This window comes from Streptomyces longwoodensis (assembly GCF_001514125.1).
Classification (GTDB): domain Bacteria; phylum Actinomycetota; class Actinomycetes; order Streptomycetales; family Streptomycetaceae; genus Streptomyces; species Streptomyces longwoodensis.
Map to the genome: position 1 here is coordinate 1 of NZ_KQ948553.1, position 16992 is coordinate 16992.

Below are 16992 nucleotides of genomic sequence, written 5' to 3' on the forward strand. Positions count from 1 at the left end.
TTTGACCGGCGGCCGTTTTCCGATTTCGTCGGGGGGTCTCTCTGGAATCTGTGTTCCGTGAGACCTGTAGATACTAACCGCTGCCGACCGGATGAGATCCAGTTCCAGGCAACTGTTCGAATCTACCTCCCCACCGGATCCGTGTCAACAGCTCCTGCGGGGCGAAGAGGACACTAGCAGCTCAGCGGGCGTGACCGCACATCAGGCGGCCGTCGGCACGGTGGCGCTGCGCTCGGCCGCCTCCACGTCGCCCGTCTCCCCGGTGCGCGCGGCCCGGCCGCCGAGGACGTAGACGTAGGTGAGGAATGCCAGCTCGGCGGTCACGCCGATGGTGACGCGGGCCCAGGTGGGCAGGCCGGAGGGGGTGACGAAGCCTTCGATCGCGCCCGAGACGAACAGGACAAGGGCGAGGCCGATGGCCATGCCGACCGCCGCTCGGCCTTCTTCGGCCAGTGCGGTGCGGCGGGTGCGGGGGCCCGGGTCGATGACGGTCCAGCCGAGGCGCAGGCCGGTGCCGGCGGCGACGAACACCGCGGTCAGTTCGAGCAGGCCGTGCGGCAGGACCAGGCCGAGGAATGTGTCGAGGCGGCCCGCGGAGGACATGAGGCCGAGGCCGATGCCCAGGTTGAGCATGTTCTGGAAGAGGATCCACAGGACGGGCAGGCCGAGGAAGACGCCCAGGACGAGGCACATCGCGGCGGCCTGCGCGTTGTTCGTCCACACCTGCGCGGCGAAGGCCGCGGCGGGGTGGCTGGAGTAGTAGGTCTCGTACTCGCCGCCGGGGCGGGTCAGTTCGCGCAGGTCGCTGGGGGTGGCGATGGTGGCCTGCACCTCCGGGTGGGTGCCGATCCACCAGCCGAGGAGGACGGCCAGGGCCGTCGACAGGAGCGCGGTGGGGACCCACCAGTGGCGCGAGCGGTAGACGGCCGCGGGGAACCCCTGGGTGAGGAAGCGGGTCGCGTCGCGCCAGGAGGCGCGGCGGGCGCCCGTGACGGCGCTTCGCGCGCGTGCGACGAGTTGGCTGAGCCGGCCGGTGAGCTGCGGGTCGGGCGCGCTGGACTGGATCAGGGAGAGGTGGGTGGCGGTGCGCTGGTAGAGCGCGACGAGTTCGTCGACCTCGGGGCCGGTGAGGCGGCGCTGGCGGCGCAGCAGGGCGTCGAGGCGATCCCATTCGGCCCGGTGGGCGGAGACGAAGACGTCGAGGTCCATCGGTGTGCCTGCTCCTCGGCTGTTCGTCGGCTGTCGTCGGAGGGCGGGGGCGGCCGGCCCGGATGTCAGCTTGTCGTACTGCGGCGCGATGTGTGCTCAGCTTGGCAGACTGGCCGGTCGCGGGGCAGGTCAGGGGAGAGGACGCGGACGTGAGTGAGCTGGTGACCGGCGAGGCGGTGGCGCTGGAGCTGCAACCCGCCAGGCTGCCGAGCAGGGCGTTGGCCACGCTGCTGGACCTGACGGTGGCCGTGGTGGTCTACGTGGGCGTGTCCGTCGCGCTGGTCCTGGGGACGGCGTCGCTGGACGACGCGGCGCAGATCGCGCTGTCGATCGCCGCGTTCCTGCTGGTGCTGGTGGGTGGGCCGATCGCCGTGGAGACGCTGAGCCACGGGCGTTCGCTGGGGAAGGCCGCGTGCGGTCTGCGGGTGGTGCGCGACGACGGCGGGCCGATCCGGTTCCGGCACGCGCTCGTGCGGGGCGCCATCGGGGTGGTGGAGATCCTGCTGACGGGCGGGGTGGTCGCGTGCACCGCGTCATTGGTGTCGGCGCGGGGGCGTCGGGTGGGTGACGTGTTCGCGGGGACGCTCGTCGTGCGGGAGCGGGTGCCGGTGGCGCGGACCGGTTTCGTCGCGCCTCCCCCGCCGTGGCTGGCCGGGCGGTTCTCCGGGCTCGACCTGTCGGCGGTGCCGGAGGGCCTGTGGCTGGCGATCCGCCAGTACCTGGGACGGATGCACCAGCTGGACCCGCAGGTCGGCTGGACCATGGCCCAGCGGCTGGCCGGGGACCTGGTGGCCCACACCGGGGCGCCGGCGCCGGAGGGCGTGCCGCCGGCCGCGTACCTGGCGGCGGTGGTGCAGGAGCGGCAGGCTCGGGAGGTCCGGCGGGCCTCTCCGGCGGTCCCTGCTCCGTCGGGCACCCCGTACGCTCCCGTCCCTCCCGCGGCGCCCGCGTACGGTCCGCCGGCGAGCGCTCCGGCGGCCACCCCGACGTTCACTCCCCCGGCTGCGGAAGGTTCGGTCGCGCCTGCCCCCGGCTCCCAGGGCGACGAACCGCCCGAGCAGTCGGCCGGTCGGCGTCCGGGCACCGGATTTGTCCCGCCCGCCTGACGAGGCGCGATCGCGGTCCGGGTCAGGCGAACGTCGACGGCGGTGACTCCAGGTCCTCCAGTTCGATGCCGGGCGCCGAGAGGACCACGTCCCCGGCGATGTGCACGGAGTGCTGCTCCCCCGTGTCCAGGGCGCTGACCTGGTAGGTGTCCACGGTCAGGGGGCCGTTGTCAGTGGCGTGTGCTTCGCTGTCGACCAAGGCCCAGGACTGGTCCACGGTGCGGGGGGCGAGCACCGGGTCGGTGAGGGCCACGAGACGGACGCGGGTCGCTGCGGAGGAGGGGGTGAGGCGCAGGAGACGGGCCGTGGCGACGAGGAACGCGGGGGATGTGCCGGTGAAGGCGTGGGCGCGCACGGTGCCTTCGGTGGCGTGGGCTCCGGTGGGGTCGGTGCGGACCCAGGTGACGCCGTCGAGGGCGGCACCGCGCACCTGCCAGCTGCCCGCGTGCAGTTCGAGGCGGAGCGGGCGGCCGAGGTCGTCCAGGGTGAGGTCGACGGAGCCGGTGTGCTCGCCGGTGGGGGTCGTCCGTCGTGCGACGTAGCGCCATCCGGTGGGGCCGGGGGCGCACTGGAAGTGTTCCTCGGCGAGGGGGGTGTGGTCGTGCGGGTCGTGGAGGGAATAGCGGCCGCGGGGCATGGGGGTCCTGGGTCGTGACGGGCGGGCCGGGCGCCGTGACGGTGGCCCGGCCGGGACGGCCGACGGGGCAGGCCCCCGACACGGGGGTGCGGGGGCCTGCCTCGGAGGTGCGGCCGGTGGCCGGCCGTGGTGGTCGCCGGGGCGCGGGACCGCGCGGCCGGCGACCGGGTCACCGGCTCAGTAGCGGTAGTGGTCCGACTTGAACGGGCCCTCGACGTTCACGCCGATGTAGGCGGCCTGCTCCGGGCGCAGCGTGGTGAGCTTGACGCCCAGGGCGTCCAGGTGCAGGCGGGCGACCTTCTCGTCCAGGTGCTTGGGCAGCGTGTACACACCCACCGGGTACTCGTCGGGCTTGGTGAACAGCTCGATCTGCGCCAGCGTCTGGTCGGCGAAGGAGTTCGACATCACGAACGAGGGGTGGCCGGTGGCATTGCCCAGGTTCAGCAGACGGCCCTCGGACAGCACGATGATCTTCTTGCCGTCGGGGAAGGTCCAGGTGTGCACCTGCGGCTTGACCTCGTCCTTGACGATGCCCTCGATCTTCGCCAGGCCGGCCATGTCGATCTCGTTGTCGAAGTGGCCGATGTTGCCCACGATCGCCTGGTGCTTCATCCGCGCCATGTCCGAGGCCAGGATGATGTCCTTGTTGCCGGTGGTCGTGATGAAGATGTCGGCCGTCTCCACGACGTCCTCGAGGGTGGTGACCTGGTAGCCGTCCATCGCCGCCTGCAGCGCGCAGATCGGGTCGATCTCGGTGATGATCACGCGGGCGCCCTGGCCGCGCAGCGACTCCGCACAGCCCTTGCCGACGTCGCCGTACCCGCACACCACGGCCGTCTTGCCGCCGATCAGCGTGTCCGTGGCCCGGTTGATGCCGTCGATCAGCGAGTGGCGGCAGCCGTACTTGTTGTCGAACTTCGACTTCGTCACCGCGTCGTTGACGTTGATCGCCGGGAACAGCAGCACCCCGTCGCGCTGCATCTCGTACAGCCGGTGCACGCCCGTCGTGGTCTCCTCGGTCACCCCGCGGATCTCGGAGGCCAGCTGCGTCCACTTCTGGGGGGACTCGGCCACCGTGCGGGTGAGCAGCTCCAGGATGACCCGGTGCTCGTCGGACTCGGCGGTGTCGGGCGAGGGGACCTTGCCGTCCTTCTCGTACTCGACGCCCTTGTGGACCAGCAGGGTCGCGTCGCCGCCGTCGTCGAGGATCATGTTGGGTCCGCCGGTGGGGCTGTCCGGCCAGGTCAGCGCCTGCTCGGTGCACCACCAGTACTCTTCGAGGGTCTCGCCCTTCCAGGCGAAGACGGGGACGCCCTGCGGGTTGTCCGGCGTGCCGTTCGGGCCGACGGCGATGGCGGCGGCCGCGTGGTCCTGGGTGGAGAAGATGTTGCAGGACGCCCAGCGGACCTCGGCGCCGAGGGCGACCAGGGTCTCGATGAGGACGGCGGTCTGCACCGTCATGTGCAGGGAGCCGGTGACGCGGGCGCCGGCCAGCGGCCGGGCCTCGGCGTACTCCTTGCGGATCGCCATCAGGCCGGGCATCTCGTGCTCGGCGAGGGTGATCTCCTTGCGGCCGAACTCGGCCAGGGAGAGGTCGGCGACCTTGAAGTCCTGTCGGTTGTCGACAGTCGTCATTGCGAGCTGCTCCTCGGGGTTGGGGCGAGGTCTGGGTACGGCTGGTCTGCGCGGCGGCGGACACCGGGGTGCCCGAAGGAGGGCACAGGCATGCCCGCGTACGCGCAGCGCAGTCCGTCGGAGGCCCTCTCTCCCTCGGTCGGTCCGTGTCGGGACCGCCCGACCGCCATCAGCAGCGACGTCTGGCTCCGTTCCAAGCTACACCGGACACGGCGGCGGCCCCCAGTCCGCCCGCGGTCGGATCGAGCCGTTCGCGTGCGGTCCTGTAGCGGCGGGTGAGGGGGCGCCGTGACGGTCAGTGACCGGCCGCGTGGGGTGCGGGGCCGCCGGGGGTGGCCTCCGGGTCGGCGCCGCGGGCGGCTTCGGTCTCGCTGTAGATGTCCGGTTCGAGGTAGATGACGCGGGCGATGGGGACGGCTTCGCGGATGCGGGCCTCGGCGGCGTTGATGGCGGCGGCGATCTCGCCGGCGGTGTCGTCGTGCTGGACGGCGATCTTCGCGGCGACGAGGAGCTCCTCGGGGCCGAGGTGCAGGGTGCGCATGTGGATGATGCCGGTGACGGTGTGGCCGTCGACGACGGCGGCCTCGATCCTGCGGACCTCCTCCAGGCCGGCGGACTCGCCGAGGAGCAGGGACTTGGTCTCGGCGGCCAGGACCAGCGCGATGAGGACGAGCAGGACACCGATGCAGACGGTGCCGATGCCGTCCCAGACGCCGTCGCCGGTCAGCAGGGCGAGGCCGACGCCGCCGAGGGCGAGGACCAGGCCGATGAGCGCGCCGAAGTCCTCCAGCAGGACGACGGGCAGCTCGGGTGCCTTGGCGCGGCGGATGAACTGGGACCAACTGAGCTTGCCGCGGTGTTCGTTGGATTCCCTGATGGCCGTGCGGAACGAGAAGCCCTCGGCGAGGATCGCGAAGACGAGCACGCCCACGGGCCAGTACCAGTGCTCCAGTTCGTGCGGGTGGCGGATCTTCTCGTAGCCCTCGTAGACGGCGAACATGCCGCCGACGGAGAAGAGGACGATCGAGACGAGGAAGGCGTAGATGTAGCGCTCGCGGCCGTAGCCGAACGGGTGTTGCGGGGTGGCCTCGCGCTGGGCCTTCTTGCCGCCGACCAGCAGCAGGAACTGGTTGCCGGAGTCGGCGAGGGAGTGCACGCCCTCGGCGAGCATCGACGACGAGCCGCTGAACGCGAACGCCACGAACTTCGATGCCGCGATCGCGAGGTTGGCTCCGAGTGCCGCCACGATCGCCCTGGTGCCGCCTGACGCGCTCATGTGTCCGCGTTGTCCCTTCGCCGTCGTCCGCCTGGCCCGGCGGGGCCTTTGCCCGCTCTTTGCCGGTGGGCCATTCTTGCAGCCCCGTTCGCCACTGGCTTCTCAGGTATCCACAGACGCGGTCATACGATCCTGTTGTCAGGATCAGGCGATGACCGTGGCGCGGAACAGGGTGCCCGCACCGGACGCCTCGGCCTTCTCGCCCGCCGCGACGAACACCGACTGCCCCGCCGAGAGCTCCTCATCCCCCACCCGGACCGTGCCCGCGGTGCAGAGCAGGATCTGCGGGGTGGCGCGCGTCAGGTCGTGGGCGGCGGCGCCCCGGGGCAGGACGTACCGGGACAGGCGGAACTCGTCGATGGGCGTCTCGTAGACCTCTTCGCCGTCGGGGGCGGCCTCGGGGCGCAGCACACCCGGGTCGCGGGGCTCGAAGCGGACCACGCGCAGGAGTTCGGGGACGTCGACGTGCTTGGGGGTCAGGCCGCAGCGCAGCACGTTGTCGGAGTTGGCCATGATCTCCACGCCGAGTCCGCTGAGGTACGCGTGCGGGATGCCCGCGCCGAGGAACAGGGCCTCGCCGGGCTGGAGCCTGACGTGGTTCAGGAGCATCGCGGCGAGGACGCCGGGGTCGCCGGGGTAGTGGTGGGCTATGCCGGCGTAGGGCGCGTAGTCGCCGCCGAGGCGTTCGCAGGCGGCCGCGGCGAGGTCGACGGTGTGGGCCAGCTCCGTGCGGTCGGCGGTCAGCAGGGCGGTCAGGACCTCGCGCAGGGCGGCGTCCCCGGGGTGGGCGCGCAGCACGTCGACGTACGGCGTGAGGGAGGCGACGCCGAGGCCTTCCAGCAGGTCGGCGGCGTGGGCCGGGTCGCGGAAGCCGCACAGGCCGTCGAACTCGGTGAGCGCGCAGACCAGTTCGGGCTTGTGGTTGGCGTCCTTGTAGTTGCGGTGCGGGGCGTCGACCGGGATGCCGCGGCGCTCCTCGTCCTCGTAGCCCTGCCGGGCCTGGTCCAGGTCGGGGTGCACCTGGAGGGAGAGGGGAGCGCCGGCGGCGAGCAGCTTCAGCAGGAACGGCAGGCGCGGGCCGAACTTCGCCACGGCCGCGGCGCCGAGTTCGCGTTCCGGGTCGGCCTCGATCACCTGGTCGAGGGAGCCCCGGCCGGTGCCGGAGGGGGCGCCGGGGTGGGCGCCCATCCACATCTCCGCCTGCGGCTCACCGGTCGGCTCGACGCCGAGGAGCTGGGGGATCGCGGTGGTCGAACCCCAGGCGTAGGGGCGGACGGTGTTGTCGAGGCGGTCCATACCGTTCCTTGCGGGCTGTCGTAGTACGTGGGTCGGACCAAGGATCAGGCGCCGGAGGCGAGCGCCAGGTAAACGGCGGCGAAATCGGTGACGGCGATCAGCTCGGCGAGGGTCTCGAGTTCGTCGCCGGGTTCGGGTTCGAGTTCGCTGATCGGCGTGTCGTTGCCGAGGGCCAGGTCACGGGCGGCGGGGGCGGCGGTGAGGCCGCCGATGGGGCGGTCGCGGAGCAGCACCACGCGGGCGTGCAGCGCGGGCGGCTCCTCCACGCGGTCGCGGAAGAAGTCGTCGGGGTCGGCGCCGGCGGCGAGCGGGCCGGCGAGCAGCGCGCTGTGCTCGGCGAGCGCCTCGGGGAGTTCGGCGACGAGCGCGGGACGGCCGGACAGCTCGGCCAGTGCGGCGGCGAAGCGCCGGCCGGCGGGTCCGGCGGAGACGCCCTCGGTCCAGACGACGGGCAGCGTGTCGGCGAGTTCCGCGGCGAGGGTCTTGGCGGGGTTGCTGTACGTCGCGATGGCCGGGCCGCAGCGCTCGGCGACGCGGTCGAGGCGGTCGGCGACCTTGTCCAGCGCGTCGGCGGGGGCGGAGAGCAGCGCGATGCGGTCCAGGAGCGCCAGCAGCGGGGTGAGCAGGGCCCACAGGACGCCGGGGGCGGAGGCCGCGGCCGGCGGCAGGTCGTCCTGCTCGTACGGTGCGGTCGCCATGGGCACGAACAGGCCGTGCGCGACGCCGGAGGACTCGGTGAGCGGGGCGCCCGCGGGGGCGACGGCGACGACCGTGCAGCCGCGGCGGTAGGCCTGCTCGGCGAGGAGGGAGAGGCCGGGTTCGCTGCCGTCCGGGGTGGCGATGAGCAGCAGGTCGAGCGATCCGGCCCAGCCGGGGAGGTCCCAGCGCAGGGCGCCCGCGGCGGGGGCCACGCCGGTGGGGGCGAGGCGGGTGACCGGGCAGGCGGCGCCGGCGAGGGTGCCGAGCAGGTCGGCGGCGCAGGTGGCGGCGGCGCCGGGGCCGGCGATGAGGACGGCGCGGGGGCGGCCGTCCGGCTTGAGCTGCCCCACCCCGGCCTCGACGGCGTACCGGGCGGCGGTGCGCACCCGGGCACCGGCCTCGGCCGCGCCGCGCAGCAGGGCCCGGCGGTCGGCGTCGGCCAGGGCCTCCGGCGTGTCGAGCAGCGATTCGTCGAGCATGGCGTCAGGTCTCCGATCGCCGGTGGTCGTCGGGGGTGCGGGCGCCGGGTGGCGGGGGACGCGGATCCGTGCGGGAACGCCGGCCGCGGTCGGACGCCCGGCGGGGCGGGGCCCCGGGGGCGCGGCGGCCGCGGGTGGTCCCCGGCGGACCGCGCGGGGCTCACTCCGGGCGGCGGGCCTCGTCCACGAGGAGGACGGGGATGCCGTCGCGCACCGGGTACGCCAGGCCGCAGTCCTGTCCGGTGCAGACCAGCTCGGCGTCCTGCTCCTTGAGGGGCGCGTGGCAGGCCGGGCAGGCGAGGATCTCCAGAAGGCCGGCTTCGAGCGGCATGGGGCTGTCCCTTCGAGATGGGTCGTACGGGCGCTGCGCCGCACGCGTGCGCCGCGCTGTGCGGGCGGGTGCGGATGTGCCTGGTCAGCGTACCGCCGGTGGAACGGCCGACGCGGGGTGACGGCCACCTCGGCCGCCGCCCCGACCGTCGCCCCGGCCGCGGCCCCGCTCCGGGGCTGCCGTCAGGCGCGGATGACGGCCAGGACCTCGTCCCGCACCGCGGCCATCGTCGCCTCGTCGCGCGCCTCCGCGTTGAGCCGCAGCAGCGGTTCGGTGTTGGAGGGGCGGACGTTGAACCACCAGTCGGCCGCGGACACGGTGAGCCCGTCGAGCTCGTCCAGGGTGACGTCCTCACGGTCGCCGTAGGCCGCCTTGAGGGCGGCGATGCGTCCCGCCTGGTCGGCGACCGTGGAGTTGATCTCCCCTGAGCCGGCGTAGCGGTCGTACTGGGCGACCAGCGCGGACAGGGGGCCGTCCTGGCCGCCGAGGGCCGCGAGGACGTGCAGGGCGGCCAGCATGCCGGTGTCGGCGTTCCAGAAGTCCTTGAAGTAGTAGTGGGCCGAGTGCTCGCCGCCGAAGATGGCGCCGCTGCGGGCCATCTCGGCCTTGATGAAGGAGTGGCCGACGCGGGTGCGCACGGGGGTGCCGCCGTTCTCCTTCACCACCTCCGGCACCGTCCAGGACGTGATCAGGTTGTGGATGACCGTGCCCGTGCCTCCGTTGCGGGCCAGCTCCCGGGCGGCCACCAGGGCGGTGATCGCGGACGGCGAGACCGGGTCGCCGTTCTGGTCGACGACGAAGCAGCGGTCGGCGTCGCCGTCGAAGGCGATGCCGAGGTCGGCGCCCTCCACGGGGACCCGCTTCTGCAGGTCGACGAGATTGGCGGGGTCCAGGGGGTTGGCCTCGTGGTTGGGGAAGGTGCCGTCCAGCTCGAAGTACATCGGCACCAGGGTCAGCGGCAGGCCGGCGAAGACGGTCGGGACGGTGTGGCCGCCCATGCCGTTGCCCGCGTCGACGACGACCTTCAGGGGGCGGATCGAGGTCAGGTCGACGAGGGAGCGCAGGTGCGCCGCGTAGTCGTCCAACGTCTCGCGCCGGGTGAGGGTTCCCGGCCGCTGCGCCGGCTCGGGGGCGCCCGTGGTGCTCCACCGCTCCACCAGGGCGCGGATCTCCGCGAGGCCGGTGTCCTGGCCGACGGGCGCCGCGCCCGCGCGGCACAGCTTGATGCCGTTGTACTGGGCCGGGTTGTGCGAGGCGGTGAACATGGCGCCCGGTACATCGAGCGCGCCGGAGGCGTAGTACAGCTGGTCCGTGGAGCACAGGCCGATGCCGGTGACGTCGACGCCGCGGGCCGCCGCACCGCGCGCGAAGGCGGCGGCCAGGCCGGGCGAGGAGGGCCGCATGTCGTGGCCGACGACGATCGCGCGGGCGCCGGTCACCTGGGCGAAGGCCGCGCCGAACAGCTCGGCCAGCGACTCGTCCCACTGGTCCGGGACCACGCCGCGCACGTCGTACGCCTTCACGATCTGCGACAGGTCAGCAGCCACGGTCACCCTTCCTCAGGTCCACTCGGTCGCCACAAACTACAGGTACGGGACCGTCAACGGGCATACCGGAAGTGCACCCTGGAAGGGGACGGCGTCACCCTGGAGAGGGACGGGCAGCGGACCGGCCGAGCCGGAGGAAGGCGCCGGGGGGCGGACTGGCGCGCGGCGGGGGCCAGTTGTCAGGTGCCGGGTCAGTTGTCCGGGGAGCGCAGCACCCGGAGGTGGCCGCGGCGGGCGACCTCCATCGGGTCCGCCCCGCGGGAACCGCCGCCGGCCGCCCGCTCCTGGGGGCGGGCCGCCTCGCGCACCGCGTTGGCGAGCGCTTCCAGGTCGTCGCCGCTGGGGCGGGCGGGGGCCGAACCGTCGAGCAGGCGGACGACCTCCCAGCCGCGCGGGGCGGTGAGGCGCTCGGAGTGCTCGGCGCACAGGTCGTAGCAGTGGGGTTCGGCGTAGGTGGCGAGCGGGCCGAGGACCGCGGTCGAGTCGGCGTAGACGTACGTCAGCGTCGCGACGGCGGGTCGGCCGCAAGCGGTGCGCGAACAGCGACGTACAGGGCTCACGACGTTGGACGGTACCGCACTCTTGAGCGGGCCGCGACGACTCTCCACCAGGTCACTCCACCGTGTCGTGTTGTGAAACGCCCCACAGATCACTCCTGTCATACCTCTCTGACCTGGGTGAACACCAGCCCTGGCGGCAGAGGGGATCGATCCGGCCGGTCACTGATCGGTGCAAAGGCCATCAATTGCCACGAGTTCGCCGGTCCCGGAGGGATACGGAATCGAGCCCAACCTTGGCTGGAATGGTCATCCCGTGACACGCCGTGGGCGGAGTCGGACGGTGTCCGGTCCCTGGCGTCGGGCCGGGCGGCGGGGGGCGGCGACGGCTACGCTTCGGTAGTGATGGACAACCCCGTACCGCCCCGTGCCGCAGGCCCCGGGCCCCGCCGACGTGATCGCCACGGACGGGGCATGCGCGGGCCGATCGCACCCCCGCAGGTGCCGCTGGCGGCCAGCCGTGCCGACGCGTTCGCGGACCTGGTGCAGGACTCGGTGGAGCGGCTGGAGCGGCGGTGGCCGCAGCTCGCCGAGATGGACTTCATGGTGCTCGAGGTGCCCCGGCTGGACGGGTCGGGCGTCCCGTGGAACGACGAGGCCGTGCCGCTCGGCGGCACGATCCCGGCCCGCGACGGGCGCCGGGCGCGGGTGGTCGTGTACCGGCGGCCCGTCGAGATCCGCACGAAGGGACGGGACGAACGGGCCGCGCTGGTGCACGAGGTCGTCGTGGAGCAGGTGGCCGAACTGCTGGGCCTGACGCCGGAGACGGTCGACCCCCGCTACGGCGAGGACTGACCGGAACGGGGGCGCCCCGCTGGCACGCCCCCCTCGCGCCCAGCCCCGCCGCCGCGGCCCGGCTACCGCTGCAGCACGTCCAGGTTCTCGTCCGCCTCCGGCACGGACACCGTCCCGCGGTCGTCGGGGAGCGTCTGGATCGTGAAGCCGGGGGTGTCCTTGTCGGTGGACAGCAGGGTCCGCGCCGCGTACACCGGCGCCCCCGACACGTGCTCCACCGTGATCGCGTACGTGCCCTTCAGCCCCTGCGGCGCGGGGGGCACGACGTCCTGGGTCGTGCCGGGCTTGAGCGTGTACGTCTGGGACGCCGTCGCACCGCCCTCGCTGCCCGCCGAGGACGTGACCTTCACCTGGGCCGTGCCGGTGGGCGCCGTCAGGGAGAGCGTGGCGGCCTTGGCCCGGTTGTCGGCGACCGACGCCCGCGTGCCGACGTCGGCCGTGGCCGGGATGAACGCCGACTCCTGGTCGTCGCCCTTGCCACGCACGACCCGGACGGCGGCGACGACCGGCACGGCGTCGTCCGTCGGCGTCAGCACCAGGGAGCCCGCCTCGCCGCGCGTGACGTCGCCCAGGTCGACCGAGGCCGACATCTTGCCCTTGACGTGCAGCGTCTCGTGGCCCGCCGGGGTGATCAGCCCCGTGGAGGAGGCCAGTTGGACCTTCAGGTCGGCGTCGGCGTTCCCGGGTGCGAAGGCGACCAGCCGGACGGACACGGCGTCCTTGGGGATGCCCGGGATCACCAGGCTGCCCGCCGGGTCGCCGGCCGGGGCCAGCCAGTCACCGCCCAGCTTGTCGTCCAGCGCCTGGACGGCGGCCCCGACCCGCCCGCTGCGCACGTTGACGTGCACGGTGACCGCGTCCTGCTTCTCGGCGGTCAGCGTGGACAGCAGGATCGGGTCGCTCGCGTGCGGGGGGACCGTGATGCCCTCGCCGACGGTGGTCTGCAGGGCGCCGTCGGGGCCGTAGAGCTCGATGTCGACGACGGCGGCCGAGTCGTCGGGGTTGGTGAGGTGCACGTAGTCCGTGCGGTCGGCGGCCGTGCTGGCGCCGGGGAACCAGAACTCGGTGTCCGGGGCGGTGCAGTTGACGCCGAGCAGGCCGCGGCCGGTGCCCGCGGCGACCTGGGTGGTCTCCTGGAGGGTCCAGCCCGGCGCGTACGCGCCCTCGGCGGTGCCCAGGTACGCGGGCGTGGTGCCGCCGCTGGTGCTGCCGGTGGCCGGGGTGCCGGGCGCCTTCGGGGCGAGCACGGGCTTCGCCGCCGTCTTCCCGCCCTTCTCCTTGGACTTGCCGGTCTTGCCGTCCGTCTCGCCGGTCTTGCCGTCCGTCTTGCCGTCCTTGCCGTCGGTCTTGCCGGTGGCGTCCGTGGACTCCTCGGTGGCGGCCGTCAGCTGGGCGGTGCCCTTCGCGGCGGCGCCCTTGGTGACGGGCGTGAACGACGTGTACGCGGTCTCCGCGAGGTCGGAGGTGCTGGGCGCCGGGCAGACCAGGCCGGTGCGCTCCACGGGCAGTCGGGCGGCCGCCTTGGTGGTGTCCGCGCCGGAGGTGTCGGGCGCGTCGAGCGTGGCGAAGCCGGTGACGGCGGCGAGCGCGGCCACGCAGGCGATCAGGGACAGGGTCGTGCGGTTCACTGCTGGCTCCCGTCGGGGCGCTCATGTCCGTGGGGGTGCTGCGGCGCCGGGTCGTACGCGGGGTCGTAGCCCTGGCCGTACGCCGGGTCGTAGGACTGCTGCGGGTACGTCGCCGGGTCGTACGGCGCCTGCTGGGCCTGGCCGTCGTAGCCGTACGGGTCGTAGGAGCCGGCCTGGTAGGGGTCGTAGGTCTGCTGGTCGTAGCCGCCCGCGGGGTACTGCGGGGCGCCCTGGTAGGCGCCGTCGGGGTACTTCCCGTAGTCGGTGTCGGCGTACGTCGCCGCCGAGGTGTCCCACTCGTCGTACGGCCGCTGCTGCGGGACGGCGGGCGGGGCCTGCGGCGTCTCGGGCGAGGGGGCGTCGTCGTCCGGGGTGCCGGCTTCGGCGGCCTCGGCACGGTCGCGCAGGCGGCGGGCGCGGCGGCCCTCGCCGGCGACGGCCTGGGCCGGGACCGGCTCCTCCTCGGGGAGGTCGTCGTCGACGTCGCGGCGGCGGCCCGGCAGGGCGAGCACCACGAGGACGAGGGCGAGCAGGCCTTGCGCCCACAGCCACAGGGTGTGGGTGAACGGGTCGTCGTAGGTGACGTCCAGCTTCCCGCCGGAGGAGGGCAGCTCGAAGCCCTGGGCCCAGCCGTCGACGGTGGTGCGCTGCAGCGGCTTGCCGTCGAGGGTGGCCGTCCAGCCCTCGGCAGCGGAGTCGGCCAGGCGCAGGATCCGGCCGTCGGCGCCGTCGGGGACCGTGGTGTGCACCTCGACGGGGCCGGCCGCGACCGGGGTCGGGGTGCCGGAGCCGGAGGCGGTGACGATCGCCGCGCGGGAGACCTCGCGGTCCACCGCCCACAGGGCGCTGCCGTCCTGCTGGCTGAGCCGCTTCAGGCCCGGGGTGGCGTCCAGCACGCGCGTCACCTCGCGCGGGGCGCCCTTGTGGACCAGGACGTACGCGACGGCGAACTTGCCGAGTTCGTCGGCCTGGTCGGCGCCGGAGCCGGCGACGAGGCTGGCGACGACCTTGTCGAGCCGGGCGTTCTCCCCGTCGGCGGCGGCCAGTTCGGCGTCGCCGAGGCGGGCGCCGGAACCGCGCACCAGCATGTAGTCGACGTGGGCGGCGGAGCCGCTGTCCAGCACGAGGGTGCGGGCCTGGTCGCGGGTGCCGGCCTCCTCGGCGACGAACGCGGGCACCTGCACGGGGTCGCGGCGCTCCAGCGGCCCGTCGGCGCCGCCGATCATCCAGCCGGCGGCGACCAGCAGCGGGCCGGCGGCCGAGGCGAAGGCGATCAGCGCGGCGACCGGCTGGCGCCAGCCGAAGCTCTGCTCGGCGACCCGCGCGCGTGCTCCGTCGGCGCCGAGCGCGGCGGCGGTGAGCAGGGCGATGCCGTAGACGAGGGTGGCCGGACCGGCCCAGGTGGAGCCGTTGGACAGGACCGCGAAGACCAGGCCGACCAGGGCCACCGCCCAGGCGGTGAGGACGCTGCGGTGGCGCTCGGCGCGCAGCAGGGCGGCCAGCGCGGCCAGGACGATGCCGATCAGCATCAGCCCGTCCACCGTGCCGGGGCCGCCGGGGCTGGCGCCGAGCAGGTCCAGCGCGGAGGCCGCGGAGGCGCCGAAGTCGAGGCCTGCCTGGGTGAAGAAGCCGAACGGCAGCAGGGACAGCGACCAGGGCGCCAGGACCAGCAGGGGGGTGCCCAGCTGGGCCAGGAAGCGCAGGCCGTGGGCGGGGAGGTCGGCGCGGCGCAGGGCCAGCACGGCGAGGGCGAGGACCAGCGCGATCGGCCACACGATCGGCGTGAACGCGGTGGTGACGGTCAGCAGCAGCGCGTAGGCCCAGGTGGCGCGCCAGCTGCCGCGGGTGCCCGGCCGGTGGGCGAGGCCGCTCGCGGCGACGCCCGCGCGGGCGAGGAGCGGCAGCAGCACCGCGAGCACGGCGGTGCCGACGCGGCCGCCGGCGAGCGCGCCGGTGGCGGCGGGCAGGAAGGCGTAGACGACGGCCGCCCAGGCGCGCAGCAGCCGGGACTCGACGAGGGGGCGGGAGGCGAAGTACGCGGTGAACCCGGCCAGGGGCACCGAGCAGACCAGCAGGACCGTCAGGGCGAGGCCGGTCGAGCCGAACAGCAGGGTGGCCAGGGTGGCGACGACCGCGAGGTAGGGCGGCGCGGACGGGGTGCCGCCGGCGCCGACCGGGTGCCAGGCGTCCGCGTAGCGCGACCACAGCTCGGAGGCGTCGGCCGGGGCGGGCAGCAGGGCGCCGCCGGCGAGCGCGCCGCCGCCGAGGAGGTTGCGGCAGGCGACCAGGGAGACCGCGAGCAGGAGCAGGAAGAGCACCGGACCGGGCTTGCGGGCGATGCGCTTGAGGCGGGCGAACTGCTCGACCTCGAGGAAGTCGGCGTCGTCGCCGCCGGGCCCGGACTCCAGGCCGCCGCCGTGCCGGCCGGCCGAGGGCACCTCGGCGTCGGAGGAGCCGAAGAGGTCGCCCGCGGCCTGTTCGACGGTGGCCCGCACGGTCGCGCCGGGCGGCGGGAACAGCGGCCGCAGCTCGTCCTTGTCGACGGCCGGGCGGCCGCGCCTCTTGCGTCCGGCGACGATCCGCTCGGGCCGCAGCAGGGTGCCCAGCAGGCCGCGGATCTCGTCGAGGGCCTGGCCGGGGACCTTGCCGACGAGGTAGGCGAGGGTGCGCAGCAGCGTGCCGACGACCACGCGCACGAGGACCCAGGGCAGCGCCGCCGTACGGCTGTTGACGAGGAGGGTGTAGACGGCGCCCGCCTTGTCGACCTTGTGCGGGGAGGCGGTGGTGCGGCCCGCGCAGTCGACGGTGCGGCGCTCGCGCGAGGCCGCCTCGGCGTGCCGGACGACCGCCTCGGGGGCGACCAGGACGCGGTGGCCGGCGGCGTGCGCGCGCCAGCACAGGTCGACGTCGTCGCGCATCAGGGGCAGCCGGCGGTCGAAGCCGCCGAGCTGTTCGAAGACGTCGCGGCGGATCAGCATGCCCGCGGTGGACACCGACAGCACGGAGCGCACGTGGTCGTGCTGGCCCTGGTCCTGCTCGCGGCGGTCCAGGCCGGTCCAGCGGCGGCCGGAGGGGGCGATGCTGACGCCGACCTCCAGGAGTTGCCGCCGGTCGTACCAGCCGCGCAGCTTGGGGCCGACCACGGCCACGTCGTCGCGCCCCAGTTCGAGCTCGGTCTCGACGACCCGCAGCATCTCGGCCAGGGCGTCGGGCTCGGGCGCGCAGTCGTCGTGCAGCAGCCACAGCCACTGGACCGGTTCGCCGTACGGGAGTTCGGGCAGGTCGTAGGCGTCGTCGCGCCACGTGCGCGTGACGGGGTCCCAGCCGCTGGGGCGCTTGAGGTACGGCAGGTCGTCGGGGGTGAGGACCGGGGCCGTGCGGGTGGCCTCCTCGACGGCCTGGCCGAAGCCGGTGCGGCGGGCGAGGTGGAGGACCCGGTCGGCGCCGAGGGCCTCGGTGACCAGCTGGGCGGAGTCGTCGGCGCTGCCGGTGTCGGCGGCCATGACGGACTGCACGGGCCGCTCCTGGCCGAGCAGGCCGGCGAGCGCGTCGGGCAGCCAGCGGGCCCCGTCGTGGGAGACGAGGACCGCGGTCACCACGTGGCGCGGGAACTCGGGAGGGCGGGTCGGGTCGGATCCCGGCAGGTGGGTCGGGTCGAATCCCGCCGTGGCAGCGGCGTCGTGACGCGCTGTCGAGTGGCTGTACGCGGACATCGAGGTACGGGCCCCGGTTCGATGGACTGCGGTGGACGCCGGTGCCGCGTGCGCACGGCGGGGCGTCTCGGACGAGCGCCCACA

The 16992-nt window shown here is 74.2% G+C and carries 13 protein-coding genes; 2 read left to right on the plus strand and 11 right to left on the minus strand.

The window, feature by feature from the left end; genetic code table 11:
• Positions 1-201: 201 nt before the first annotated feature.
• Positions 202-1209 (minus strand): stage II sporulation protein M, encoded by a 1008-nt coding sequence (locus tag AQJ30_RS14950; RefSeq protein WP_067233626.1) that lies wholly within the window; start codon positions 1207-1209, stop codon positions 202-204.
• A 149-nt stretch (positions 1210-1358) separates the two neighbouring features.
• On the opposite strand from AQJ30_RS14950, the gene AQJ30_RS14955 reads away from it, so the two are divergent.
• On the plus strand, positions 1359-2315 hold the full coding sequence (locus AQJ30_RS14955) for an RDD family protein (protein ID WP_067233627.1): 957 nt from the start codon (positions 1359-1361) through the stop codon (positions 2313-2315).
• 22 nt (positions 2316-2337) lie between these two features.
• Here AQJ30_RS14955 and AQJ30_RS14960 read toward each other — a convergent pair whose 3' ends face one another.
• The 8 genes from AQJ30_RS14960 to AQJ30_RS14990 form a co-directional block, all read right to left on the minus strand.
• Positions 2338-2952 (minus strand): hypothetical protein, encoded by a 615-nt coding sequence (locus tag AQJ30_RS14960; protein WP_067233629.1) that lies wholly within the window; start codon positions 2950-2952, stop codon positions 2338-2340.
• 177 nt (positions 2953-3129) lie between these two features.
• The gene (gene ahcY / locus AQJ30_RS14965; RefSeq protein WP_067233631.1) at positions 3130-4587 is read right to left on the minus strand and encodes an adenosylhomocysteinase; all 1458 of its coding nucleotides are present in this window, start codon (positions 4585-4587) and stop codon (positions 3130-3132) included.
• 295 nt (positions 4588-4882) lie between these two features.
• Positions 4883-5863: a cation diffusion facilitator family transporter gene (locus tag AQJ30_RS14970; RefSeq protein WP_067233632.1), complete on the minus strand. Its 981-nt coding sequence runs from the start codon at positions 5861-5863 to the stop codon at positions 4883-4885.
• A 144-nt stretch (positions 5864-6007) separates the two neighbouring features.
• Positions 6008-7159 carry a mannose-6-phosphate isomerase, class I gene (gene manA / locus AQJ30_RS14975; RefSeq protein WP_067233634.1) on the minus strand — a complete coding sequence of 384 codons (1152 nt, stop codon included), beginning with the start codon at positions 7157-7159 and terminating at the stop codon, positions 6008-6010.
• Between the two features lie 44 nt (positions 7160-7203).
• Positions 7204-8337 (minus strand): SIS domain-containing protein, encoded by a 1134-nt coding sequence (locus AQJ30_RS14980; RefSeq protein WP_067233636.1) that lies wholly within the window; start codon positions 8335-8337, stop codon positions 7204-7206.
• Positions 8338-8497: 160 nt separating this feature from the next.
• Positions 8498-8668: a Trm112 family protein gene (locus AQJ30_RS36925; protein WP_079084056.1), complete on the minus strand. Its 171-nt coding sequence runs from the start codon at positions 8666-8668 to the stop codon at positions 8498-8500.
• 182 nt (positions 8669-8850) lie between these two features.
• Positions 8851-10215 carry a phosphomannomutase/phosphoglucomutase gene (locus AQJ30_RS14985; RefSeq protein WP_067234688.1) on the minus strand — a complete coding sequence of 455 codons (1365 nt, stop codon included), beginning with the start codon at positions 10213-10215 and terminating at the stop codon, positions 8851-8853.
• A gap of 191 nt (positions 10216-10406) precedes the next feature.
• Positions 10407-10823 carry a DUF3499 domain-containing protein gene (locus AQJ30_RS14990; RefSeq protein WP_079084057.1) on the minus strand — a complete coding sequence of 139 codons (417 nt, stop codon included), beginning with the start codon at positions 10821-10823 and terminating at the stop codon, positions 10407-10409.
• A gap of 294 nt (positions 10824-11117) precedes the next feature.
• Between AQJ30_RS14990 and AQJ30_RS14995 the strand changes: the two genes are divergently transcribed.
• Positions 11118-11567: a metallopeptidase family protein gene (locus AQJ30_RS14995; protein WP_079084058.1), complete on the plus strand. Its 450-nt coding sequence runs from the start codon at positions 11118-11120 to the stop codon at positions 11565-11567.
• A gap of 62 nt (positions 11568-11629) precedes the next feature.
• Here AQJ30_RS14995 and AQJ30_RS15000 read toward each other — a convergent pair whose 3' ends face one another.
• Both AQJ30_RS15000 and AQJ30_RS15005 read right to left on the minus strand, forming a co-directional pair.
• Complete coding sequence (locus tag AQJ30_RS15000) at positions 11630-13195, minus strand: DUF5719 family protein (protein WP_067233640.1); 1566 nt, start codon at positions 13193-13195, stop codon at positions 11630-11632.
• Positions 13192-16908 (minus strand): glycosyltransferase family 2 protein, encoded by a 3717-nt coding sequence (locus tag AQJ30_RS15005; RefSeq protein WP_079084059.1) that lies wholly within the window; start codon positions 16906-16908, stop codon positions 13192-13194. Before AQJ30_RS15005 ends, AQJ30_RS15000 begins: the two co-directional genes overlap by 4 nt.
• Between the last annotated feature and the right edge of the window lie 84 nt (positions 16909-16992).